Origin of the sequence: Streptomyces sp. NPDC006510, from assembly GCF_040611955.1 — a bacterium.
GTDB lineage: Bacteria > Actinomycetota > Actinomycetes > Streptomycetales > Streptomycetaceae > Streptomyces.
On sequence record NZ_JBEXPH010000050.1, the window covers coordinates 25,374 to 47,730 of the forward strand.

Annotated in this window: 22 protein-coding genes and 5 pseudogenes; 15 read left to right on the top strand and 12 right to left on the bottom strand. The window is 68.0% G+C overall.

Annotated features, from left to right (window positions below; translation table 11 throughout):
- Positions 1 to 42: 42 nt before the first annotated feature.
- The gene (locus ABZY11_RS17600) at positions 43 to 336 is read right to left on the bottom strand and encodes an alpha/beta hydrolase (RefSeq protein ID WP_356479975.1); all 294 of its coding nucleotides are present in this window, start codon (positions 334 to 336) and stop codon (positions 43 to 45) included.
- Positions 337 to 611: 275 nt separating this feature from the next.
- Here ABZY11_RS17600 and ABZY11_RS17605 point away from each other — a divergent pair, with 275 nt between their 5' ends.
- The 8 genes and pseudogenes from ABZY11_RS17605 (at position 612) to ABZY11_RS17640 (ending at position 6,816) form a co-directional block, all read left to right on the top strand.
- The gene (locus ABZY11_RS17605) at positions 612 to 1,037 is read left to right on the top strand and encodes an SsgA family sporulation/cell division regulator (protein ID WP_356479976.1); all 426 of its coding nucleotides are present in this window, start codon (positions 612 to 614) and stop codon (positions 1,035 to 1,037) included.
- A gap of 35 nt (positions 1,038 to 1,072) precedes the next feature.
- A pseudogene (locus tag ABZY11_RS17610) lies at positions 1,073 to 1,330 on the top strand (hypothetical protein); the annotation flags it as partial.
- Positions 1,327 to 1,707: a WhiB family transcriptional regulator gene (locus tag ABZY11_RS17615; RefSeq protein WP_356479977.1), complete on the top strand. Its 381-nt coding sequence runs from the start codon at positions 1,327 to 1,329 to the stop codon at positions 1,705 to 1,707. The pseudogene ABZY11_RS17610 and the gene ABZY11_RS17615, both read left to right, overlap by 4 nt.
- Positions 1,704 to 2,159, top strand: a complete 456-nt coding sequence (locus ABZY11_RS17620) for an SsgA family sporulation/cell division regulator (RefSeq protein ID WP_356479978.1) — start codon at positions 1,704 to 1,706, stop codon at positions 2,157 to 2,159. The genes ABZY11_RS17615 and ABZY11_RS17620 overlap by 4 nt, the downstream gene beginning before the upstream one ends.
- A 212-nt stretch (positions 2,160 to 2,371) precedes the next feature.
- The gene (locus ABZY11_RS17625) at positions 2,372 to 2,713 is read left to right on the top strand and encodes a GNAT family N-acetyltransferase (RefSeq protein ID WP_356479979.1); all 342 of its coding nucleotides are present in this window, start codon (positions 2,372 to 2,374) and stop codon (positions 2,711 to 2,713) included.
- Positions 2,714 to 2,862: 149 nt separating this feature from the next.
- Positions 2,863 to 4,110, top strand: a complete 1,248-nt coding sequence (locus ABZY11_RS17630) for an MFS transporter (RefSeq protein ID WP_356479980.1) — start codon at positions 2,863 to 2,865, stop codon at positions 4,108 to 4,110.
- Positions 4,111 to 4,631: 521 nt separating this feature from the next.
- On the top strand, positions 4,632 to 5,669 hold the full coding sequence (locus ABZY11_RS17635) for a helix-turn-helix domain-containing protein (protein ID WP_356479997.1): 1,038 nt from the start codon (positions 4,632 to 4,634) through the stop codon (positions 5,667 to 5,669).
- 157 nt (positions 5,670 to 5,826) lie between these two features.
- On the top strand, positions 5,827 to 6,816 hold the full coding sequence (locus tag ABZY11_RS17640; protein ID WP_356479981.1) for an alpha/beta hydrolase: 990 nt from the start codon (positions 5,827 to 5,829) through the stop codon (positions 6,814 to 6,816).
- Between the two features lie 109 nt (positions 6,817 to 6,925).
- On the opposite strand, the gene ABZY11_RS17645 is transcribed toward ABZY11_RS17640, so the two are convergent.
- Positions 6,926 to 9,235 (bottom strand): NB-ARC domain-containing protein, encoded by a 2,310-nt coding sequence (locus tag ABZY11_RS17645; protein ID WP_356479982.1) that lies wholly within the window; start codon positions 9,233 to 9,235, stop codon positions 6,926 to 6,928.
- A gap of 126 nt (positions 9,236 to 9,361) precedes the next feature.
- On the opposite strand from ABZY11_RS17645, the gene ABZY11_RS17650 reads away from it, so the two are divergent.
- Positions 9,362 to 9,835 carry a hypothetical protein gene (locus ABZY11_RS17650; RefSeq protein ID WP_356479983.1) on the top strand — a complete coding sequence of 158 codons (474 nt, stop codon included), beginning with the start codon at positions 9,362 to 9,364 and terminating at the stop codon, positions 9,833 to 9,835.
- On the opposite strand, the pseudogene ABZY11_RS17655 reads toward ABZY11_RS17650, so the two are convergent.
- A pseudogene (locus ABZY11_RS17655) lies at positions 9,783 to 10,401 on the bottom strand (cytochrome P450); the annotation flags it as partial. The gene ABZY11_RS17650 and the pseudogene ABZY11_RS17655 overlap by 53 nt on opposite strands.
- A 542-nt stretch (positions 10,402 to 10,943) precedes the next feature.
- On the opposite strand from ABZY11_RS17655, the gene ABZY11_RS17660 reads away from it, so the two are divergent.
- Positions 10,944 to 12,035: a hypothetical protein gene (locus tag ABZY11_RS17660; protein WP_356479984.1), complete on the top strand. Its 1,092-nt coding sequence runs from the start codon at positions 10,944 to 10,946 to the stop codon at positions 12,033 to 12,035.
- Here ABZY11_RS17660 and ABZY11_RS17665 read toward each other — a convergent pair.
- From ABZY11_RS17665 to ABZY11_RS17675, 3 genes are read right to left on the bottom strand one after another with little or no spacing between them, the layout of a single operon-like run.
- A complete protein-coding gene (locus ABZY11_RS17665; protein WP_356479985.1) occupies positions 12,032 to 12,490 on the bottom strand; it encodes a hypothetical protein in 459 nt (152 codons plus the stop codon). The two genes, ABZY11_RS17660 and ABZY11_RS17665, sit on opposite strands and share 4 nt — an antisense overlap.
- Positions 12,491 to 12,501: 11 nt before the next feature.
- Complete coding sequence (locus tag ABZY11_RS17670) at positions 12,502 to 12,732, bottom strand: hypothetical protein (protein ID WP_356479986.1); 231 nt, start codon at positions 12,730 to 12,732, stop codon at positions 12,502 to 12,504.
- A gap of 29 nt (positions 12,733 to 12,761) precedes the next feature.
- Positions 12,762 to 13,316 (bottom strand): group II intron maturase-specific domain-containing protein, encoded by a 555-nt coding sequence (locus tag ABZY11_RS17675; RefSeq protein ID WP_356479998.1) that lies wholly within the window; start codon positions 13,314 to 13,316, stop codon positions 12,762 to 12,764.
- A 388-nt stretch (positions 13,317 to 13,704) separates the two neighbouring features.
- On the opposite strand from ABZY11_RS17675, the gene ABZY11_RS17680 reads away from it, so the two are divergent.
- Entirely contained in the window at positions 13,705 to 13,953 is a 249-nt protein-coding gene (locus ABZY11_RS17680; protein ID WP_356479987.1) for a hypothetical protein, read from the top strand.
- 21 nt (positions 13,954 to 13,974) lie between these two features.
- Complete coding sequence (locus ABZY11_RS17685) at positions 13,975 to 14,781, top strand: hypothetical protein (protein WP_356479988.1); 807 nt, start codon at positions 13,975 to 13,977, stop codon at positions 14,779 to 14,781.
- 144 nt (positions 14,782 to 14,925) lie between these two features.
- On the opposite strand, the gene ABZY11_RS17690 is transcribed toward ABZY11_RS17685, so the two are convergent.
- The 4 genes from ABZY11_RS17690 to ABZY11_RS17705 form a co-directional block, all read right to left on the bottom strand.
- A complete protein-coding gene (locus ABZY11_RS17690) occupies positions 14,926 to 15,273 on the bottom strand; it encodes a hypothetical protein (protein WP_356479989.1) in 348 nt (115 codons plus the stop codon).
- Between the two features lie 48 nt (positions 15,274 to 15,321).
- Positions 15,322 to 17,349: an NUDIX domain-containing protein gene (locus ABZY11_RS17695; protein ID WP_356479990.1), complete on the bottom strand. Its 2,028-nt coding sequence runs from the start codon at positions 17,347 to 17,349 to the stop codon at positions 15,322 to 15,324.
- Entirely contained in the window at positions 17,346 to 18,245 is a 900-nt protein-coding gene (locus tag ABZY11_RS17700; RefSeq protein WP_356479991.1) for a class I SAM-dependent methyltransferase, read from the bottom strand. Before ABZY11_RS17700 ends, ABZY11_RS17695 begins: the two co-directional genes overlap by 4 nt.
- A 150-nt stretch (positions 18,246 to 18,395) precedes the next feature.
- Positions 18,396 to 18,608, bottom strand: a complete 213-nt coding sequence (locus ABZY11_RS17705) for an NUDIX domain-containing protein (RefSeq protein ID WP_356479992.1) — start codon at positions 18,606 to 18,608, stop codon at positions 18,396 to 18,398.
- Positions 18,609 to 18,794: 186 nt separating this feature from the next.
- Here ABZY11_RS17705 and ABZY11_RS17710 point away from each other — a divergent pair, with 186 nt between their 5' ends.
- The gene (locus ABZY11_RS17710) at positions 18,795 to 19,367 is read left to right on the top strand and encodes a hypothetical protein (RefSeq protein ID WP_356479993.1); all 573 of its coding nucleotides are present in this window, start codon (positions 18,795 to 18,797) and stop codon (positions 19,365 to 19,367) included.
- A gap of 176 nt (positions 19,368 to 19,543) precedes the next feature.
- Positions 19,544 to 19,681: pseudogene (locus ABZY11_RS17715) on the top strand (IS630 family transposase); the annotation flags it as partial.
- A 556-nt stretch (positions 19,682 to 20,237) separates the two neighbouring features.
- Here ABZY11_RS17715 and ABZY11_RS17720 read toward each other — a convergent pair.
- A pseudogene (locus ABZY11_RS17720) lies at positions 20,238 to 21,136 on the bottom strand (IS5 family transposase).
- Here ABZY11_RS17720 and ABZY11_RS17725 point away from each other — a divergent pair.
- Positions 21,116 to 21,645, top strand: a pseudogene (locus ABZY11_RS17725) (transposase); the annotation flags it as partial. The pseudogenes ABZY11_RS17720 and ABZY11_RS17725 sit on opposite strands and share 21 nt — an antisense overlap.
- Before the next feature lie 18 nt (positions 21,646 to 21,663).
- Here ABZY11_RS17725 and ABZY11_RS17730 read toward each other — a convergent pair.
- A complete protein-coding gene (locus tag ABZY11_RS17730) occupies positions 21,664 to 22,176 on the bottom strand; it encodes a DUF402 domain-containing protein (protein ID WP_356479994.1) in 513 nt (170 codons plus the stop codon).
- Positions 22,177 to 22,357: the final 181 nt, after the last annotated feature.

A 22,357-nucleotide genomic window follows, 5' to 3' on the forward strand; every position in this document is an offset into this window, starting at 1 on the left:
TCCCGCTGCGCTGTTCCCCGAATTCGGGATGCGGCGCCCCGTTCAGCCGTTCCAGTCCGCGAGGAAGTCGAGGAGTTCCCGGTTGACGACGTCGGGGCGTTCCTCCTGGCAGAGGTGTCCGCACTGGGCGATGGGCACGCCGCGGACATCGCGGGCGATCCCCTTCCATACGTCCAGGACGTCGTATGCCTGTCCGACGGCGCTGAAGTCCTCGCCCCACAGGGTCAGCACCGGGCAGTCGACGAGCTGGTCGGCGTCCTCCCGGTCCTGGGCGACGTCCTGGGGCGCAAGTGCAGCACGGCCGCGCTCGGCTTCCTGCTCCTGGGCGCCGGACAACCGCCGGTTGAATCGGGCTCGGTGCGACGCCGGTCGACGGCCTACCCCGACCACAGGCGGCCTGTGCGGCGAGCCCCGGCCCTATGTCCACCGACAAGGCACCGCGTCGTTGCCGGAACGGCTGCCGTTGGGGCGGCGGCATTCATGGAGACGCTCGCCGGAACATAGTTCTTTCACGGGCAATGCTCCGTGCGTTCTTCGACAACCTGTGCCGGCCACCCGAATTTAGGGTCGGGCGTAGAAAACCGCTTCTGCAATCATTCTTTGGGGCAACCATGGATCAGCGTCTCAGCACGGTCACGTGCACAGTGACGGCGCACGTCAGCGTCCCGAAGGGCATGCCCGTTCCGTTGTCCGCGGAGCTGTACTACGACATGGCGGACCCCTATGCCATCCGCCTTTCCCTCGGCGCGCCGATGAAGAGCCCCGTCGACTGGGTGTTCGCTCGCAAGCTGGTGACTGAGGGGCTGCGCCGGCCGACCGGTTCCGGTGACGTGCTGGTCATTCCTCGGCATCGCTGCCATCCGCACTCCCTGCGTGTCGTCTTGAGGAATCTCGCCGGCACAGCATTGGTCGAAATGGCGGTTTCGGAGGTGTCTGCATTCCTTCGGTGGACCTTCGCACTGGTGCCAGAAGGAGCGGAAAGCCTCCACATGGACCTCGACCGCGCCATCAGCGGGCTCACAGGCAGAAGAGGCTGACGGACCGCCCCCGTCGCACCCTGACGGACGCCCCCGGGGTGTAGGCCGCCTCCGAGGACTGGGGCGCTGAAGGGCTCGACGGCCGGATCGAACGGGCCGCGGGCGAATTGGCGGCACTGATGACCGGATTGTCCACGGTCAGGAAGGCGGCCGGCGAGAGCCCCGCCGTGGTGCCCTTCGAGGAGCAGCTCGCCGCGCTGAAGCCATGGACCCGGCCAGCGCTTTCCCCGTCAGGCCGTGGAACTGTTCCTCCCTCAACAGCTCCGCAGGTACATGGAAGGAGAATTCGATGAAGACACGGACCAAGCAACAGACCAAGCCGCTCCTGCGGGTATGGGAATGGCAGGCCGACGCCGCATGCCGCGGTATGGACAGCTCAGTCTTCTTCTCGCCGACCGGCGAGCGGGGCCATACGCGCCGTCGACGCGAGGAGGCGGCACGCGCCATCTGCACTCGGTGCCCCGTAAGTGATCCCTGCGGCCTCTTCGCCATGACATCCGAACAGAACTTCGGCGTCTGGGGCGGACGAACCGAGGCCGAGCGCCGCTCCGGGACCGACGTCATTCGTCGGCCCGGCACACAGCCCAAGGGGAAGGGGCAGAGGTTCATTGGCAGCCCTGATGGGCTGCTTCCAGCGTCCGTTGAACGTCGAAAGGCAGAACCATCATGAGCACACAACCGCTCCGCGACGAAGGGGGACGACCACCGAACGGCGTCATCACCGTGGATCTCGCGGTCGACTTGGTGATTACTTCCACCGAGGCGGTGCCGTTGTCGGCACGCCTCGTCTATGACCCGCAAAGTCCCTTCACCGCGCTCCTTGAAGTGTCCAGCCACGACGACCGGGAGAACGCCCGGTGGAGCTTTGCGCGAGACCTTCTTCAGACGGGCCTGAACAAGCCCTCCGGGGACGGCGACGTCCGCATCTGGCCGCCGTGTCGCTGCAGCAACAGACCCGAAGTGCGGATGCTCCTGCGAGGAACCAGCGGCTCGGCTCTCCTGGACGTACCCAGCGAGCCCCTGCGTGAATGGCTGGTGCGCACGTGGGAGGCCGTCCCTCCGGGCGAGGAAAATGCGCGGATCAACTGGGACGCCATCCTGAGCGCGCTGCTCAGCAGCTGACGATGCTCGCCATGGGGCGACGTGACCCGGTAACAGCCACCTCGCGCGGCGTTTCCAGCAGTACTTCGAGGCTGCCCATTGAGGCCCGCCTCCACTCGGTCCGGACTCCTTCACAGGTGGAGACAGTCGACCGCCGCCATGACAGCGTCGCACGCTCTGCCCCACGCAAACCTCACTCCACGCACAATCCCGATACGCCTGAGAGGCACGCAATGACACGACCCGCCGACGCTCCGACCGTTCAGCGAGTGGCCGACAAGCATCGTTACGAGATCCTGGTGGACGGCGAGGTCGCCGGCTTCACCGCCTACCGCGACAGCGCCGACCAGCGCGTCTTCTACCACACCGAAATCGACGACTCCTACGCCGGGCTGGGCCTGGCCTCACAGCTCGTGCAGCGGGCGCTGACCGACGTCCGCGCCTCGGGGCGGCGCATCGTGCCTGTCTGCCCCTACGTCGCGAAGTTCCTCAAAAAGCATGACGAGTTCGACGACATCACCGACCCCGTGACGCCTGAGGTCCGGCAGTGGCTGGCAGCCGTGCTGTCACGTTGATCGTTTCCGCCATTGCATGCCCAACAGGTACCGGGCGACCCTGCCGGTCATCTCTGATCGAGATGACTGATATCCCTGATCATCGCTCCTGGTGAGGAAGGGAAAGCGGCGTTCCCGTGGTTGTGCCTGCGTGACGAAAGAAGGTGCACATGTCCACAAGGTCTAACCTCCGTACTTCGGCCCGGTCCATCGGGGCCTCACAAGGCGTGCCAGGCTGGCTGGTCGCGCTCCTGGCCGTCGCGTCCGGGACGACGGTCGCCAACCTCTACTACGCCCAGCCTCTGCTGTCCTCGCTGAGCGGTGTCTTCCACATCAGCACAGCCACGGCCGGGATACTGATCACGCTCACCCAGGTCGGCTACGTCTTCGGCATGATCTTCCTGGTGCCGCTCGGCGACCGGCTGGAGAAGCGCAATCTGGTCACCGTCCTCCTGATGATCACGGCCCTCGCCCTCGTGGCAGCCGGCCTCGCCACGAGCTTCCCCATGCTGCTGATCGCGTCGCTGATCAGCGGTGCCACCTCCGTCGTGGCTCAGATCCTGGTGCCCTTCGCGGCGAACCTGGCCCCGGACCATGCCAGGGGCCGCATCGTCGGACGGGTCATGAGCGGTCTACTCGCCGGCATTCTGCTCTCCCGAACCCTGAGCAGCCTGGTCTCCGACATCGCAGGCTGGCGCGTCGTCTTCCTCGGCTCCGCCGCTCTGATGGCCGTGCTCACGGTGGCCCTGCGCGCGGCCCTGCCACAGCACGCACCCACCACATCCATCCCGTACCACCACGTGCTGCGCTCCACCGTCCAGCTGGTGCGCACGCATCCCGCGCTGCTGCGCCGAGGGCTGTACCAGGCGGCGATGTTCGGCGCGTTCAGTGCGTTCTGGACCACTGTCTCGTTTGTTCTGACCGGTCCCCGCTTCCACTACTCACCGGTCGGAGTCGGCGTCTTCGCCCTCGTGGGCGCAGCCGGAGCAGCCATCGCTCCGTTCGCCGGGCACTGGGCCGACCGAGGGCTCGTACGTCCCATGACCGGGGCTGCGTTCCTTGTGACCGCGCTGGCCTTTGCTGTCGCGGGTCTGGGCGGGCGCAGTATCGTCCTGATCGCCCTGGCTGCGATCCTGATCGACATGGCTGTGCAGACGACACTCATCCTGGGGCAGCACACCGTTTACCAGCTCGACCCAACCGCCCGCGCCCGCCTCAACAGCGCCTTCATCGCCATGTTCTTCGTCGGCGGCGCGATCGGCTCCCAGCTCGGGGCGATCGTCTACCACGCTGCCGGCTGGGCCGGCCTGACCGGCTTGGGCGCCGCTCTCCCGCTGGCCGCTCTTGCCTACTGGGCCGTTGAACGCCAACCGCAGCCGGCCTCGACAGAGAGGACCTCGCCGGACTCGTCCGCCTGACGCAGACCGGTCGGGCCCGATCAAAGCCTCGATTCGGTGACTCAGGCGCCCGAGAAGAGCTCGCCGGTGTCGGGGCCGGGCACTGCCGTGGGGGTAGGCGATCTGCTGCCAAGCCTGGTCGGGGGAGGGTGGTGATGGCCCGTTTGATGGAGGGGTTCATGCCGGTGGTGATGGAGAAGTGGGCGCGGGCCCGGCGGCAGGCGGCGATCAATCCGGCGTTGTAGAACTGGGAGTCCGCGCGCAGCACAGCACCGGACGTGCTCGTCCGCTCCCGCGATTTCTGCCAGTGTTTCTGCCTGGAGATAGAAATGGTCTGCTGCTTGGCTGTTCGTTGCGGGCGGGAACCCGGGCCTCGCCGAAGCGGTCCGGTTGTGCTCCAGCGAGGTCGCTGACCGTACGACGAGCCGTCCGGCCCTGCCGGGCACCGGCCGCCGCCTTCCGGGGAGGTGCGGCTGTCCGTCTGTTCCCGTCCGTTGCAGCCCCAAAGTCACTTCCCCTGAGCGGAGAGCAACTTGAGCTTGGTGTTGACGACCGCCTCCGTGCCGGACCGGGACAAGGTCGCGTACTGGAACGATGCGGTGAGCAGGACGCTGGTGCCGATGACGGTCGCCCCGCGGGGCGACGGCCCGTTCGACGGCCGGATCGCCACCGACCGCCTCGGGTATCTCCAGGTCTCCACCATGGAGGCCGACGCGGAGCGGGTCAGCCGCACCCCGGCACTGATCGCCCGATCGTCCGAGGCGCTGGTGGCAGTCGGTGTCCAGATATCTGGCACGGCCACCTTTATCCAGGACGGCCGGCGGGCCGAGGTGGGCGAGGGAGACCTGGTGGTGTACGACACGACCCGGCCGTATTCCTTCGACTATCCGCAGCGGTTCGCCACGCACGTCTTCCAACTGCCCCGCCGCACGCTGGGCGTGCCGGACAGCGACATCCGGCAGGTCACGGGCAATGCCATCGGCACCGGGGACGGCTTCGGCGCGATGCTGCTCCCTTTCCTGGCCACCCTGGCCTCCTCGGTCGACGGCTACCCGCCGGCTGTCGCGAACCGGCTGGCCGGCAACGTCGTCGACCTGTTCGCCACCCTGATCGCCGAGCGGGCCCACCCGGGCGGCACGGTCGCGGACACCGCCCGCAGCCACCTGCTGCTGCGCGTCCGCGACCACATCAACCGGAACCTGGGCGACCCGGACCTGTCGCCGGAGAGCATCGCCCGGACGCACCGGATCTCCGTCCGGTACCTGCACCGGCTGTTCGAAGGCGAGGGGACCACCGTCGGTCGGCTCATCCAGCAACGGCGCCTGGAGGAGTGCGGCCGGGAACTGGCCAGCCGCGGCAGGACAGCCCCCACCGTGTCCGCCGTGGGCCAGCGGTGGGGCTTCGTCAACCCCGCCCACTTCAGCCGGGTCTTCCGCGCCACCTACGGCGTCTCCCCCCGTGAATGGCGCGACCTGCGCACCGCCCAGGGCGACGTCGGGCGGTCTCCGGCGGGCGCGCCGGCGCCGTCGTCCACGGTGGCCGACCGACCGGGGGCCGACCTCCCACGATCCAGGGGGTAGGGTGCCCGCTCGGAGCCGTGCGGGCTGCCCTGTGCGCGCGGCTGCAGTGCCCCGGCCCGGCAGTCGCCGCATCGCTTTCCGCCTCTCGACCAGGCACCCGGTGCACCGAACAACCCTTTCGCTTCATGCCCCCTTGGCCCTCTCGGCAGGAGATCGTGTGACCGACTTCGCCCCTCCGTCCGTTCGGCACCCGGTCCTGGACCACACCACCCGAGCCTTCGTGGACAGGCACACCTGCCCACGGTCGACGCACGGCCCGGACCCGGAACAGGCCCGGCTGGGTCTGGCCCGGCTGCAGGGTGAGGACGACCCCCTCGACGAGGAGGCCACCTCCACGCAGTGGTTCGCACTGCCGGGCGGGCCGACCGGTCACGTACGGGTGCAGGTGGTCAGGCCCGTCGACAGCGTCGGCAAGATCCCCGTCGTGCTGTTCCTGCACGGGCTGGGCTGGGTCCTGGGTGATGCCGGCACCCATGAGCGCCTGGTGCGCGCGTTCGCCCTCGGCACGGACGCGGCCGTGGTCTTCGTCGAGTACGAGCGCGCCCCCGAGGCGCAGTATCCGATCGCCGTCGAGCAGTGCTACGCGGTCGCGAAGTGGATCTGCGAGCGAGGCGGCGAAATCGGCCTGGACGGAAGCCGGATGGCCGCCGTGGGCGACTCGGCGGGCGGCAACCTGGTGGCGGCACTGACCCTGCTCGCCAAGGAGCGCGGAGGGGTACGGCTGCTGCAGCAGGTGCTGCTCTGCCCGGTCACCGACGCCGGCTTCGACACTCCCTCGTACCAGGAGTTCGCCAACGGCTACCTCCTCGGCCGCGAGACCATGCGCTGGTTCTGGGACCAGTACCTGCCCGACGTGCGGCAGCGGAGCCAGGCCACCGCATCACCGCTGCGGGCATCCCTGGAACAGCTCACCGGACTCCCCCCGGCACTGGTGGTCACCAGCGAGGCAGACGTGGTACGCGACGAGGGTGAGGCCTACGCGGCGAAGCTCCGTGCGGCCGGCGTTGCGGTGGTCTCCATGCGCTACCACGGGACGATCCACGACTTCATGGTGCTCGATCCGCTGCGCGACACGGACGCCGCCCGCGCCGCCCTCATCCAGGCCCTCGACACCGTGCACGTCGCCCTGCACCGGCACCGCGGCTGAGCCCTCCGCCCCGGGACTGGCGCACCCGCACGTCGGGCCGTGATCATCAGGGCCGACGGCAGCCCCGCGGGATGGCGGGCCCAGGGCACATCGCGGCGGCAGGCGCTACTCACTCGGCGGAGAGCGAGTCCAGGAGCTTCTGTGCGGTCTTCAGGTCTTTGCTGTCGGCCGCGTCGCCGAAGGCGAGGGCCTGACGGAGGCACGAGCGGGCTTCCTCGGCTTCTCCCAGTTCGATCAGGGCCTCTCCCAGATGCAGTAGCGTGCTGCTCTCTATGTGGGGAATGCCGATGCGGTTGGACTGGACCACAGCATCGCGATAGTGGTCGGCGGCCTCGCGCCATCGCCGCAGGACGGCGTAGCCACGACCAAGCGCGCGGGTCGTGTTGGCACGGTAGATGTCGGCGAGGTGCCCGCTCACCGGACAGCCGGGCGCATCCAGGAAGGTGATGATGCGCTTGTGCTGGATCAGGGATTCCTCGGCACGGCCGAGCATGCGCAGGGAGGATCCGTAGGTGAACATGGCACCCAGCCAGCCCTCGCGGTCGTCGGCCTCTTCGTAGAGGCATATGGAGGCGAGCGACTTGTCGGCAGCCTCCTGGACCTCGCCGAGCTCTGCCTGGGCCCATGCCGCCTGTGCCAGCGCCGAGGCTTGCTGGGAAGCGTCCTGGGCGCGGCGGGCGCAGTCCAGCGCTTCGTGGGCCCGTTCGATGGCCTCCCGGTACCGGGATTCGCAGGAGAGGGCCCAGGAGTACATGTTGAGGTGGAAGGCCTGCATGTACGGGTCGTCAAGTGCGGTAGCGGCCTCGCCGGCCAAGCGGAAGGCTTCGGGCCAGTGTCCCCAGTGGACCCACAGGTCGCAGAACCATTCCATGGCATAGGTGGTCTCCACGACCTGGGTGTGCTCACCCCTGTGAGCGGCGCTGCGCAGCGCGGCGAGCCAGGCGGGGGCTTCGCTCTGGAGCCAGGCACGGGCCTGCTCGGCACTCTCCAGCGGGACCAGGCCCTGCCAGGAGGACGGCGGCGCACCGTACTTGGGCTTGTACCAGCGTCCGGCGACCACAGCCGTCTCCAGCAGCCAGGTGCGCAGCCGGTCGTCGGCTGCTTCCTGCTCGCCGGGTTCCTCCTCGCGGGACAGCCGGGCGCGGGCGAACAGCCGCAGCAGGTCGTGCAGCTGGTAGCGGCCGGTGAAGGTGGCCTGCAGCAGCCCGGCCTCGACCAGCTCCTCCATCACGTCCTCGGCCTCGAAGACGCCGGTCGCGGTCAGAGCAGCGCCGTAGGCGGCGGTCATGTCCGGCCCCGGAACCAGACTCAGCAGCCGCAGCATCCGCGCGGCTTGGCCGGTCAGCTGACGGTAGGACAGTTCGAATGCCGCCTCCACCCGCACGTCGCCGGCGGCGAGCGCGCCCAGTCGGCGTTCTTCGTCGGCCAGGCGCCGGACCAGGTGGTCAACGGTCCATCCAGAACGGACCGTCAGCCAGTTTCCCGCCACCCGCAAGGCCAACGGCAGTCGCCCGCACAGCTCCGCCACTTGCGCCACAGCCTCGGCTTCCGCGTCCGCCCGCTCCTCGCCCAGGATCCGGCGCAGCAGATCGACCGCCTCGTCCTGCGTCATCTCCGACAGCGCCAGGCGGTCGACATCCTCCAGCCCGGTCAAGGGCCGCCGACTGGTGACCAGCACCAGACTCCGCCCGCCCGCAGGCAGCAGCGCACGGACCTGCCCCTCGTCGCGGGCGTTGTCCAACACCACCAGGCACCGGTGCTCGCGCAGCAGTGCCCGCAGCAGCCCCGCGCGGCCCCCCGCATCCTCCTGCGCCAGCCGGCGGTCCGACACGCCAAGGGCCTTCAGCAGCTTCAGCAGCGCCTCGCCCGTGTCCACGGGGTCATCCACCCCGTGCAGGTCCACCACGAAAAGCCCGTCGGGGAACTCCTCCGCCAGATCCGCTGCCGCCTTCAGCGCCAGCGTCGTCTTCCCGCACCCCGGAGGACCCGAGACGACCCACACCGACACCTCCCCGCCGGCACGGGCCCGTTCCGCCGCCTCCCGCAGTAGCGCCAGCTCCGGTTCGCGCCCCGTGAAGTCCCCCACCGATCGCGGCGGCACAACCGTCCCCGCCACCGCAACCGCGCGCGTCGGACGCGCCGCCCGCGCCGCGGCCAGCAGCGCCTCCCGCTCCGCGTCCGCAAGCCCCAGCCCCTCCGCCAGCGCCACCACCGTACGCCGCTGCGGAACCCGACTACGCCCCCGCTCCATATCGCCGATCGCCCGGACACTCACACCCGACGCCTCAGCCAACTCCTCCATCGTCAAACGGCCCCGCTGCCGCAGACCACGCAGAACAACCCCGAACGACTTCTCTCCGGACACAACCTCTCCCTGTTCTCCCTCGACGGAAGAATACGGTGTGTTTCTCCAGGTCACAGCCTCAGGGCAGCGGCAGCAGCCGCCCCGGAACGCCCGGCCGACCCCGCCGGGAAAGGGCGGTCAGCAGAACCAGGACTGCGGGGAGGAGGCAGGGCACCCGGGCTCAATACATTCACGCCGCTCGTGGTCGAGCGTTTCCTGGACGAGTTGGAAGCCGACCGGGTCGGCCGGGGTCACCAGGTCAACATATTCCGCGTCCTGAAGACGATCCTGCGCGACGCCTATGACAAGGGAGCCATAGCGGATGACCCGGTGAAGGGCGTGCAGGAACCGGAGTACGTCCGAGAGAAGGTGGTCATTCCGACCCTCGCGTACGTGAAACGGGCCCAGGGCCGGATCACGGCCGCGATGCTCCTCGTCGCCGTGAGCCCTCGCATGGTGTGGAGACAGACGTACGCCGCGTTGAGCGACAGCTGGTGCGACGGCGGCGATCTCGCGAGCCGTGAGCCCGCGTACGAGGTGCCGGGCGATGCGCCGCTCGGCGGAGTGAGCAGTGCAGTCGGGGCAGGCGAGGTCGTGGTCGTCCTTCTCGTCGGTGGAGCCATTACTGGGCGACCGGCCGCAGGCGAACGGGAAGGGTCACGTGCCCGTTGCTGATCAAGGTCGGCAGAGGCTGCAGTTCCCCGGCGGGTGAAGCGAGTCGGGCGTCGGAAAGCGCGCGAACAGCTGACGCAGGGCGGCGGCGACTTCGAGGCGGGCGAGGGGGCGCCGAGGCAGAAGTGGACGCCGTGCCCGAAAGCCAGGTGATCCTTGGTGGTTCGGGTGGCGTCGAAGAGGTCGGCGTTGTCACCGTGCCGGTCCGGGTGGCGGTTGGCGGCTGCGTAGGGGGCGAGGATCGCCTCCCCGGTCCGGATGGTCTGCCCGCCGGGCAGTGGGATGTCCTCGAGCGCGTAGCGCAGAGGCAGGTGCTTGAGAGCCGGCTCGTGGCGCAGCGTCTTTTCGACGACGTCATTCCAGTCGCACCGGCCGGCGCGGACGTGGGCCAGCTGCTCCCGGTCGGTCAGCAGGGATGTGATCGCCTGGTCGATGACGTTGACGGTCGTCTCGTAGCCGGCACTGATCATCAGCACGAGGGTGCCGCGCAATTCGGCGTCGCTGACGGCACTGCCGTCGCCCTCCTCGTCGCGGGTGGCGATCAGGAGGGAGGTCATGTCGTCACCGGGCGATGCCGACACGAGCTCGCTGCGTGTCTTGGCGGTGAGCACCTGGTGGAGGCGTTCGTCCAACTCCTCGTGCGAGATGTGCCCTTCGGCGTACGCCTCCTGCAGGTCTGCATGGCCGTGTCGCGGTCGTCTTCGCCGATCAGCGACGGCGGGTCTGCCGACAGAGAGGTCACCGTCTCACTGCAGTGCCGTGCCGACGATGCGAACACGCCAAGGTCCGTAGTGAGCAAGGCAATTGATGGGGGGCGATTGCTCATCATGGCCTTGATCGCTCAACCCGGCGAACCTATGCGGTCAAAGTACTACTCGGTTCTGTCGTCAAATGTCACGCCCGTGCCAGCGGACAGCGTGGCGACCTGACACTTCACTCACCGCCCCGGCAGGCTGGCGGCCTGCTCATGCGATCATACGGGGCGGCTCTCGATGGACCGGTGCACAGTCAACTGATCAGACGGTCGAGCGATCGAGCCATCGGGCATCGAGCAATCGAGCGAGAACGGGAGTGCGGTGTGAGCGGGGCTGGGGGGCAGGACGGGGCGTCCGTGTCCGACGAGGGGTGGGAGCGGTTCCTCCGTGAATCGGTGACGGGTGCGGCCGGGGCCCCCGTGGAGCCGTCGGCGCGCGCCCGTGAGGTGGAGCGGCGGCTGCGGGAGCGCTCCGGGCAGCCGGAAGGCTGGCGTACGTACTCACCGCGCCGGCCCCGGCGCAGGACAGGCTGGTACGTGACCGGGCTGGTGGCGGTCGTGGCCCTCCTGGTCGTGGGGCTCTTCCCGCAGCAGGTCGTCGGCTGGTTCGGTGGCAACGACGGCGGGCAGGACGGGGCGCCGCTGGCTGCCGAGTCGGAAAGCCCGCGGGAAGCTCCGGGCGCCGAGCGGGATCTGCCCCCTACCCTCGCCGAACCCTTCCGGGGTTCGCCCGCCGCCCGCTGGGCCGACGGAGCGGCAGGGATCACGGTGCCACCGGCCAAGGCGACCGGCTGGATGGACGCAGCCCAGGTCGAGCGGGCACTGCGGCAGAGCCGGGACTTCCTGGTCGCCGCAGGGCTCAACTCCCGCGTGCTGCGCGGCGAGCGGCCCACGAAGACGATCGCGCTGCTGAACCCGTACCAGAAGGACATCCAGGAGTATCTCCGTACCGCCCTGTCGTCGACGGCGCCCACTGACAAGACCGACCCGCTGCTGTTGTTCAGCCGCTTCAGGCCGGAGCAGTCCCGGCTGGTCGGTGACGTGGTCAAGACACGCGGTCGGCTCACGTACCGGGAGGGGAAACAGGGGGCGGTCGAGGTGACGGCGGACGTCACCTTCGTGTACCCGGTCACCCCGGCGGGCGACGGCGGGCGGGACGCCGAGGTCGTCCGTACGATCGTGCGGCGCCAGGTGGTGATGAGCTGGGACGACCCGGCCAAGGTCATCACCGAACCGGGCACGATGTCCCTCATCTCGTACGCGCTCGACATGACCAACGGCGGCTGCTCCGCCCCGACTAGCTACTTCGTGCCACCTTTCGGCGCGGCCGACGAGCAGCCCGCCGGCGAGGCCCACCAGGTCGATCCGTACGACCGCAGCAAGCCGATCGACACGAGCAACGGCACGACAACCGCGGGCAACAGCTGCGCGACCGCCACCCGCTCCTAGTACTCCAGTCGTGCTTCTTCATTTGTCCTGGTCACCGGGCCCTTTTGGAGTCTATCGAGCTGACACTCCGTCAGGAGGGTGGTGGTTCGTGACTCACCCGATCGGGGTCGGTGCGGCGCTGGTAGTGGCAGTGGCGGGCGACGGCCTGGTGGCGTCGGCGGCAGTGGGACCAGTGGAGCCGGCGCACCGGCCACCCTCACCAGCTCGGAGACGGTGGCTTGCGCCGGGGCGAAGGCGAGGTAGTAGGCGACCTCCTCGGGACGCGCCAGGCTGCGGCGGGCCAGCACCCAGCGGTTGTGGGTGGGATCCGCGCCGTCGATGGTGGACAGCTTGGCTGCTGCCCAGTCGTAGACCCGCGGCCCCTTCGCGCCATCCCCGCAGGAGATCCGCTCCCAGGCATCGGCCGGGGCGCCGGTCAGGACGTGCCCGTTGGCCGAGCATCCGGCTCTCCACACGATCCGATGGATCAGGCGAGGTATTCACTGACCTGTCCGACGAAGGCCACATCGTCGTGGCTGGTCCGGCGGAAGCGGGCCCCGCGTTGATCGACCTCGTCGATGTTGTAAGGCGTGCTGATCTGCGCTCCGCGGAAGCGGTAGCGTTCGACCTTCATCTTTGCCGGGTTGTAAAGGGCGATCCCGCCCTCTGCGATGCTGTCCGCTGCGAAATATCGGCGCCGCATCTGTTTCCAGGTCATGCGGGGGTGCTTGCGGCGAATCCAGAGATTCATCCTCCGCCACGCGTCCAGCCGAGGTACGAGAACGTCTTCTTCGAGACGCCGTAGCGGAAATAGGCCGCCCAGCCCCGAAGGACCGGGTTGACCGCCCGCAGCACCTCCTCCAACGAGAGCGAGGTCATGCCGCGCCCCGTCAACTTCTTGATCTTGTGCATCACCGAATCCAAAGCCTGCTTGGAAGGAATGGTGAGCACAACACGACGACCGCCGCCCCAGAGCCTGCGCTGGATGTGGAAGCCCAGGAAGACGAACCCGTCGTCGATGTGTGTGATGTGGGTCTTTTCGTCCGAAAGAGTCATCCTCGGCCTTCTGGCCAGCAGCCCACCGATCTCCGCCTTCAGTGCTTCAGCCTCTTCCCTCGTGCCGTGCACAAGCACCACGAAGTCATCGGCATAACGCACCAGCCGGAAGTTCGGCAGCCCCTTTCGACGCCGATTCTGCCGATGCCAGGCCGGGGTCATCTCAGTGCCCCAGACCCGCGAGAAATACCGGTCCAGGACGGAGAGACAGACGTTGGCCAACAGCGGTGAGGCGACTCCTCGCACCGTCGACCGGCCCAGGCCCAACTCGCAAGCGCAGCAACCCGGCCCGGCAGTGCGTCAGCGGGCCAGGCCTTCCCATTCGATCGGGTGATGTGACCGAATGGGAAGGGTTACTGCCTGGACGGCTGTAAATGATCAGCAGGACTTCAGCTGCCAGTTACCTCTCCAGCTCCAGGGAGTCCCGTGCGTACACCCCTTCTGTCTGCGGTCTTCGCTTCGGCGATCTCTGTCAGCCTTGCCGCACCACCGGCCTACGCCGCCTCCGGGATGACGGCCTCAGACGTCGGCGGGTTCGTCACCGACGGAGACCACGTCCACGTGTCCAGCACTCCGCCCGCAACAGCTATCAGCACATGGATGGTGGCTGGACCCGCTCGGCAAGCACAAGAACGTGAAGGCAAAGGTCACCATCTGGCTTCAGATCAAGCATGGACACACCTGGAAGACTGTCGCAGAGGGGTCCAAGAACGTGAAGGCCGGTGGCAAAGGCGCCAGCTCCCGCCGCGCCAACGCCCGCAAGACATGCGAGAACCGGAACAAGACCCAGTGGCGCAGCGTCATCGATGTCGACCTGATCGGCATCGCGGACTCCCCTGAGAAGGCGGTCACCAAGACCGTCACCCTGTCGTGCGGAGCGTAGAAGTAGAAGGAGTGCAGCGACATGGACGTGAGCGATCCGACCCTCATCATGGGCCTGCACGGGGTCTTCCACCGGCACCCGTGGATCGCTCGCGTCCTTGCCGAGAACGACCTGGAGGACGAGGACGTGTTCAGTCTCGCCGTGGCCAGGGCGGAAGCCTACGGCTGGAGCAGCACTCACCTGGGCCGCGGTCCGCTGGACGGCTGCCGATGGGGACACAACGACGCCGGTGAAGACTGGACCGAAGACGACCGTGTCCGCCAACTGGCCTGGCTCCAGGTCGCCGTGGAGGAACAGCTGCACGGCCAACGGCTGCCCCTTCTGCCGGTGGCCACCGTCCTCAGCGATGTACTGCATCACATGGGCACGTACACGCTCACCGGCTTGCACACGGTCGTGCCCCTGCAGCTGTCCACGGACGACGGTCTCGTCTACTTGTCGCAGGCCGCGGACTGGGTGGCCACTGCGGGGCCGGGACCGGCGGCTGACTGTGTCATCACCATCGCGGCCCGGGAATCCGCCGGTCTGTCGAACCGAGCGCAAGACGTGAACGTGCTGATTCTCGAACGCTCCTATGGTCGCCTGGCCATCCATCCCGGCAGACCCTCTGCACCCACAGGGGGGCTGGCTCCCTCCCTCGTAGGTGAGGTACAGACCGAGGGAATGCAGAACGTGGCGTCGATCCATTGCTCCTTGCCGGCCTGGTCGCTCGACAGCGCAATCTGGGCGGCCGAGGTCACAGCCACCGCAGTACGCGATGTCGGCGTGACAGAACCAGTGCTCCTGACCATCTCCCAGAATGGCGATGACCCCGCACGGAACGTGTGAGTGGGCTATCGGTCCTCGGGACCGGAACCGGTGACGGGCGAGTACACGACCGCGCGCGGCACGCCCGTCGTATTTGCTGAGGACACTACGCAGGCGACGTGGCAGCCTTGTCCGGCGGTATGGTGCGGCGCCGAGAGCCGCTCGTCACACCATGCCCGCTGTACGAACGGCCGAGGGTGGCAAGGAGTAGAACTGCCCGGCCTCACCGACGCTGTCACGAACCGCTGCGATGCCGGCCAGCGGCACGAACTGGGTCAGCGGTCGCCCGGGCCTCGTCCGAGATCCTGTCGATGCTGTCTTGCCGCCCGGCAACTCCCACATGCCCCGGGTCAACCGGCCGAGCAGGACCCGGCCGGCCCCGTCGGTGACGACCGCGAGCGCACCGGTCAGTGCATGGCCGGTGGGACTGTGTTCAGCGAGCAGCGCCCGCTCGGTGTCAGCCAGCGGCCGGAAGCCCTTCCCGCCGGCATAGTGCTCGTGCTGCCAGGGCACGCCGGCTCGCGGCCACCGTCGTCCCGGACATCAACACGATGCTGCCGGTCACTCGGGCCCCCAGCCCCAGGTGTCGAAGTACGCGGCCACGCCGGTACGACGCGCCTCCTCCACAGCACACAGGCGGGCGAAGTCGCCGGGTGGCATCAGCCCTTTCCACCCGGTCAGCGGCAGGACGCGGACCTCGTCGTGCTCCTCCGGGTCGAGGGTGATGCCACGGATCTGCGCGGCAGTGAGCCGGCCGCCGTCGAAGACACAGCCGATCGTGCTGTAGGGCCATCCGCCGCCGAGCGGGCTGTATACCGTGGCCAGGAGCCGGGACGGCCCGGCGGGCGTGATCCCGGTCTCCTCCCTGCACTCCCGCACGGCCGTCTGCCAGGGAGCCTCGCCGGGGTCCGTCGTGCCGCCCACCAGCTGCCACGGGTACGCGGGAGAGTAGACGGAGTGAACCTGGAGCGGCTGGTCGTCCTCGTCGGTGAAGTAGAGACATGCCCACATGGTTGCCTTGGGGACTGTTTCGGCATAATGCGTCGGCGACGACTTGGAGGCCTCGCTGCTCGGCCGTCTGCTCGGGACGGTCGTCTGCGCAGCGGTGTCCGTCATCCGCATCAGTGCCGGACTGCCCGCGAACCCCGGCTCGCGGTAGAGCGGTGCTGCTTCCTCGCGGGCGTGGAGCTCGAGCAGCGTGACCTGTTCGGTGCGCAGCCGGGCGAGGGTCCGCCGGCCGCGCTCGGCCAGCTCGGGATCACCATGCGCGACGCCGAAGGCAACTCCGCTCACCGCATCGAGGGCCGTATCGATGACAAGGTGTGCTTTCTCGGCATCGGTGAGGTGCCGCCCGTACCCGGTCAGGAACGCCTGGCACAGGTCCGGGCGACCGGCCCAGGCGTCGGACAGGCGCACCAGGTCCCGGATGGCGGGGCCGGGCTCGCTTCTCTCAAGGTCGATCACCGCCAAGGAATCATCGGCGTCGTCGGAGCGCAGAATGTTGCGGAGCTGGAAGTCCCCGTGAGTCTCGACCCACTCCAGCGCCGGCAGGGTCTCGGCCTGCCGGAGGAGTTCGCGGACGAACTCCTCATCACCGGGGGCAAGATGCGGCCGTGCAGCCGCTAGGTGCCGTTCGGCCTTCTGGACGGCCAGGCCGCTGCCGACGGGAGCGGCCCGCGCGGGAGCGGCTTGGTGAATGCGGCGCGCCAGCGCGCCGATCCGGCGGAAGACATCGCACTCCTGCCTGCGGGAGAGGACAGCACCGTGCAGCGCCCGACCCCGTACCGCTGTGAGGACCACCGTCCTCAGCTGCTCGTCGCAGGCCACCAGCCGGGGCGCTGCCGCGCCCAGCGGCAGGGCCCACGTCCGGTACGCCCGCACTTCCCGGGCGTGGAACTTCTCGGACTGGTGGATCTTCACGTACCAGGTGCCGCCCCCGGCGCCTCGGACCCGCCACACACGGCTGCCTTCGCGTACCCAGGAGACGTCCTCCCACTCGGCAAGCTGCCCAACCGCGCTCTGTGCGAACTCCACGATGGCGGCGTCGGGACGGCCGGCGGTCGCCGGACTGTCCATCTCCGGCACGAGACGCAGACGGTCAGCTCCGGCGTCGTAAGCGATCGCATCTCCGGGCAACTGAAAATGGACCGCGAGCCGTGCACCGGCCGCGTAGGCGTCCAGCCCGGCACGGCAGTACGCCACCATTCCCTCAGGCAGAGCGCCGAGGCGCACCCACTCCATGGCATCACAGACATCCGGCTCGGCAATCCGCGGTTCCCCCCGCCACCGCGTGACTTCGAAGAAGAAACCGGTACGGGCGGATCCGGCCGGTGCACGGTGATGCACGGTGACGGCCGCCCGCACATCCGCCGGGTCGATGACGACACCGGTCTCCTCCCAGGCCTCCCGCACCAGAGCCGCGACGACGTCCTCGTGCGGGCCGTCCAGGTGCCCGGAAACGAGGTGCCACAGGCCAGAGGCGTAGACGGAACCGGCCCGGCGGGAGAGCAGCACCTCCGGCCCGTCGTTACCATCACGGCGCAGGATCAGGTGGACATCCAACGGCTCGGTGTGCCGCCCCGCGCTCACACCGCACCACCGCGGCGGGCGAGCAGCACGGTGAACACGGCGTCCTCGACGAGCCCTTCGCCGTGTACGTACTCCTCCAGGAGTGCGTGCGCTTCCCGTTCGAACCGGGCATGCCGGCCGGCCTGCTCGGGTGGAGTGTCGGGTTCATCGAACGAGGCGGGGTGGGCGAAGCTGGTGCTGCGCAGGCAGCCGACGACCTGGTCGGGTGTCCATGTGCGGCGGACAGGGAAGCGGTACTCGGTGACCTTGCTGAAAGCGGACTCGGCGAGGTCGTCCTCGTAGTGGCTGCTCGGTTCGGTGTATGTCCCGGTCGTGCCGGCCCGCCGCCCGTCACCGAGGTAGGACTGGATCAGCGCCTTCAGGGCTGCGATCCAGTGCGCCCCGTACGTCCAGAGGCTTCCGTCACCCATGACCGCCACCGCGGCCGTGGGGCCAGTGACCCGGTCGACCGTCCTCAAGACGGCGGGGCGGTCCAGCCAGTGGAAGGCACGGGCACAGGTGACCAGATCAGCTTTGTATCCGTCGACCGGCGCGGAGGACGCCTCCGCGGGGACAGCGTGGAAGGCCACCGCCGCTTGTCCGTGCAGTGGCCGGAGCTGCTCGGCGGCAGTGCGGAGCATGTCGCTGTCCCGGTCGACGAGGTCGAGGCGGGTGACCCTGGGAACGGCGGGCAGTAGGGCGGCCGGGACCTGGCCGGTGCCCGAACCGAGATCCAGCAGGGTCGGCCGGTCGAAGCCGTCCAGGGTTTCGCGGTCCAGGAGAGACAGCGCATCCCGCAGGCGTGGATGGGTCAACACCCCATCTTCTTGCAGGCGTTCGACCAGCGCCAGACGCGCCGATGCCACGTCGGTGAGGCCCTCGGTCACCGAGTCGGCCGTGCCGGATTCGGCATTCACCGCAGTTCACCCGCCACCGGTGGCAGGCACTGGGGGTGCCCAGCCGAGCTCGGTGTACGCGGTGCCGGTGAGGATTCCCACGATCGGGGCACGGGTGTAGCCGACCATCGGGTCCGGCAGACCGTCCAGCGGCCACCACTGCCAGGCCGTTCACTTGTCGGGCTCGCGGACCTCCGGCTCTCCGGACCACTGAATCGCCCGGAAGAACAGCTGAATCCGGGGTTCGGCGTTCTCGTGATCGTCGAGCAGGTGCACGGTGTGCACCAGGGTGAGGTCTGCGGGCTCGATGACGACCCCGGCTTCCTCATACGCCTCTCTGGCCAGGCACGCGCGAACGCTCTCCCTCTCCACATGACCGGCCATTCTCTGGGCTCCTCAGGGTTTTCGGTTCAGGCGCTCTCAGGAGGGGCTCGTGAATGTACTGGAGAACTGGAGTGTGGACTTTTATGACTTCACCGTCCCACCCCCACCCACCGACGATCCGACATTCTGAGGTTCGGCGATCTGCTCGCCAGAGCGGCCCGCAACGGCGCACGCCACGGAACTCCTGTGATCATCTCTCCGTCAGGCCGGCCGGACCCACGCATCAACCTGTTCTTCCGTACGGGGCGAATGGCGGCACACGAAGCAAGCACCTGGCGTCGGTATCCGTACGCGCTGATCGTGTGGCTGGACTTCCTGGATGCCATCAGCAGTTCGTGGGACTGCGCGAGCGTACGCGATGTCGAAGCGTTCAAGGACTGGCGAATCACGGACCTGCGCAATGATGAACGAATCCGGCCGACTTCGTTCGATACGGATCGCGCCGCCTTGAACTCCTTCTATATCTGGGCGAGTTCGCGCTACGGAGTGTTCAACCCGGTGCCGACCGTCCAGGCGGACGACTCGGACGAAGCTCGCTGGAGGCCAGGGCCGAACTACGCGCAGCAGCGCCGGGATCCGCTGCGGCCGGCAGGCTCGAGGCGGCGCCAGGTGAAGTGGCTGTTGCGGGCTGCACTGGAGCAGTGGCGGAACATCGGTCTGCGCGGATTCGACTTCAATGGTCTTGCTCAGGACAGCCTCGAACATGCAGGAAACGTCACTCGTCTTCCGGCTCCGCGAAGATCAACAAAACGGCGATGACGGATCCTTTAAGCATCCACTTCCAGGCGATGTCGTCAGGGCCGACGCGTGTGAAGTGACCGGCGGTGCGGTCTGCCGCACGGGAAGAGTGCGGCAGATGTCGCAGCTGCTCTGCCACCCCTCAGGTCGTCCAGCGCATGGCCGAGGACAACACCGCGTTGAGGGATGCCCTGGCGAAGACCAAGGACGAACGGTCCCCAGACCCCGAGCGCGACGCCAAGCTCGACCGAGTCGAGCACGTCCTTGAGTGCTTCCCTGACCGAATTTTCGCGTTCGACGAGTTCGGCCCGCTTGGGATCCGGCCCACCGGGGGCTAGGCCGTCTCTTTCGGATCATCGACCGGCATACTGGGCGCCATCCAAAATACGGCCGGAAGCAGATAGCATGAAATCCGACATACTTCGCATCAGTGTAAGCCTTGCAGCTGCCACCGTGACGGCAATCGCCCCGTCCTCTTGCGGGGCAGGCAAACCCGTCGTCACTCCAGAGGCCGTAACTCATTCCGAATTGGTCGGCCGATGGGACGGGGAGCGGAAATGCGGATCGCCGACAGTTCGACTACGTGACGATTACACTTTTTCCAGCAAAGACTTTCCAGTCGAGTGGGACGGCCCCGTGCCGGACGCGCAGGTGACACGTCGTTCATCCGACGGGAAATGGCATGGGGTCAACAAAGACCCTGGCCTGTCACCCTATCTGGTACTTAGTTTCAAGAATCACAACGACATCCAGATTCTGCATTTCTTTCTGGAGCATGGAGAGCTGCAGATGGATGGGACTGTCCACGCGGACGGGGGGGACCCCTATCCTTACCCATGTCACTACAAACGCACTTCTGTCGACCCTGAGGCCTAGGACACTTCTTTCGGATCATCTCGCTGACCAGATGAATATGGAGGCGAGGTGGAGTCCGGCGAGGTAGATGGTGGCGGTCTTGTCGTAGCGGGTGGCCAGGCCGCGCCACTGCTTGAGTTTATTGATGCAGCGCTCGACCGTGTTGCGTTGTTTGTAGGCGTCGCGGTCGAAGACCGGTGGCTTGCCGCCGCGGCTGCCAAGGCGTTTGCGGTTGGCGGCCTGGTCGGCGGGCTGTGGGATCACGGCCCGGATTCCGCGCCGACGGAGATGGGAACGGATCGCGCGGGACGAGTAGGCCTTGTTGGCCAGGATCATGTCCGGTGTGGTCCTGGGCCGGCCGATGGGCCGGGGCACCCGCGAGCGGGCCATGACCTCGGTGAACGCTGGTGCGTCGCCGGCCTGGCCGGGCGTGATGGTGAACGCCAGTGGGCGGCAGCGGCTGTTCGCGGCAAGGTGGATCTTGGTGGTCGGCCCGCCGCGGGACCGGCCGAGGGCATGGTCGTCCGGCTCGCCGGCCGGGGTCCCTTTTGACGGGGCCCGGCGGCGTGCTGGTGAGCGCGGACGACGGTGGGGTCGACCGCAACGACCCAGTCGAGATCGCCTTCGGTATCGGCCCGGGCGAGCAGAGCGGTGAAGACCTTCTCCCAGGTGCCGTCGGCGGCCCACTTCCGCAGTCGGTTGTGGGCACCTTTCCATGACCCGAAGTGCTCGGGCAGGTCCATCCATGGCGTCCCCTTGCGGTACTTGAACGCGATCGCGTCGATTACCTGCCGGTGATCACGCCAGCGTCCACCCTGCTTCGGCGTCCGGTCCGGCAGCAACGGCTCGATGCGTGCCCACTGGGCGTCAGTCAACGACACACCAGACCAACGATCAGAAAGGAATCGGCCCAGGGCTGGGCCGCCTCCGGTCATCCCGAGCGGCACCCCGCGACCCACCACCGCACCCACGGCGTGAGGTACTTCCACCGGGCTGCTACTCGATCGGCGACGACACCTTGTGGGGCGTCAACCGGCGCAGGAAGGGTGCCGCGAACACCCTGGCCGCGCTGAAGCCGATCCGCGCCGCCAGTCCCGACGGTGCCCCGATCTACGTGATCATGGACAACCTGTCCGCCCACAAGGGCGAGAAGATCCGTCGCTGGGCGAAGAAGAATCGGGTCGAGCTGTGATTCACCCCGACGTACGCGTCCTGGGCCAACCCGATCGAGGCCCACTTCGGGCCTCTGCGACAGTTCACCATCGCCAACTCGAACCACCCCAACCACCCCGGAGCAGCCCGGGCCCTGCACGCCTACCTGCGCCGGCGCAACGCCAACGCCCGCCACCGGGACGTCCTGACCGCCGAGCGCCGCGAACGAGCTCGTATCCGCTGCGAGAAGGGCATCCGCTGGGGCGGACGCCCCTTCGCTACCGCAGCCTGACCAACACCAGAGCCAAGCTCAACCGACCTGGTCCAGCCATGTGCGGTAGCGGCTTCCGAAAGGTTCCGCACCGTCGCGCAGCGCGGCTGACAGCCACTCGGCGGCACTCTGCGCGCGCGTGATGATGTCTTGCGGATAGCCGTACTGCCTCTGATGACTGGCGAACTCATCCTCGTCGTCCACAAAGACGGATCCGTCTTGCCGTATCCGGCAGACATCCAGATCCAGGTCAACCGTGGTCACTTCCCCCTTATGCGGCCAATCGGAGGGAGTGGTTACGTCGCAGTAGACGTCCAGGTGGGCTGGAGCTGCCTGGAACAGGGCCGTCCACCAGGCGCCGCGAGGAAAGAGCATGACTCGTCGCTCTTCGGTTGCGTAGGCATCGCCCTCCCCGCCCTTGCTGTAGATCGTCCCGATCGGAGCACCGAGCCAGACCCCGAACTCATCCTCGCCCAACCACACCATCGAGTGGTGCCGGTGCAGGCTGCCATCGAACTTACGGACCACGACCCGGACCTCGGCTTCTCCCATGGGCGGGAGGCTACTGGCGGCCGGGAAAAATCGGTGAACCTTCTCGGTCACAGCACACAAGTGAACGCCGAATGAGGGGCTCCTAATACTCCAGTACGGTTTCGTGATCTATCCCGTGGGTTCATCGGCGGATCGTCGTCGGTAGTGGCTGCGACGGGCTGTGGCCTGGTGCTTTCGGCGC

What these genes read in the sequence shown, in the direction of transcription:
- ABZY11_RS17605 (WP_356479976.1), top strand. Translation starts at nt 612, where the DNA reads ATGGATCAGCGTCTCAGCACGGTCACGTGCACAGTGACGGCGCACGTC.
- ABZY11_RS17615 (WP_356479977.1), top strand. Translation starts at nt 1,327, where the DNA reads ATGAAGACACGGACCAAGCAACAGACCAAGCCGCTCCTGCGGGTATGG.
- ABZY11_RS17620 (WP_356479978.1), top strand. Translation starts at nt 1,704, where the DNA reads ATGAGCACACAACCGCTCCGCGACGAAGGGGGACGACCACCGAACGGC.
- ABZY11_RS17625 (WP_356479979.1), top strand. Translation starts at nt 2,372, where the DNA reads ATGACACGACCCGCCGACGCTCCGACCGTTCAGCGAGTGGCCGACAAG.
- ABZY11_RS17630 (WP_356479980.1), top strand. Translation starts at nt 2,863, where the DNA reads ATGTCCACAAGGTCTAACCTCCGTACTTCGGCCCGGTCCATCGGGGCC.
- ABZY11_RS17670 (WP_356479986.1), bottom strand. Translation starts at nt 12,732, where the DNA reads ATGACCTGGAAACAGATGCGGCGCCGATATTTCGCAGCGGACAGCATC.
- ABZY11_RS17685 (WP_356479988.1), top strand. Translation starts at nt 13,975, where the DNA reads ATGGACGTGAGCGATCCGACCCTCATCATGGGCCTGCACGGGGTCTTC.
- ABZY11_RS17705 (WP_356479992.1), bottom strand. Translation starts at nt 18,608, where the DNA reads ATGGCCGGTCATGTGGAGAGGGAGAGCGTTCGCGCGTGCCTGGCCAGA.
- ABZY11_RS17730 (WP_356479994.1), bottom strand. Translation starts at nt 22,176, where the DNA reads ATGGGAGAAGCCGAGGTCCGGGTCGTGGTCCGTAAGTTCGATGGCAGC.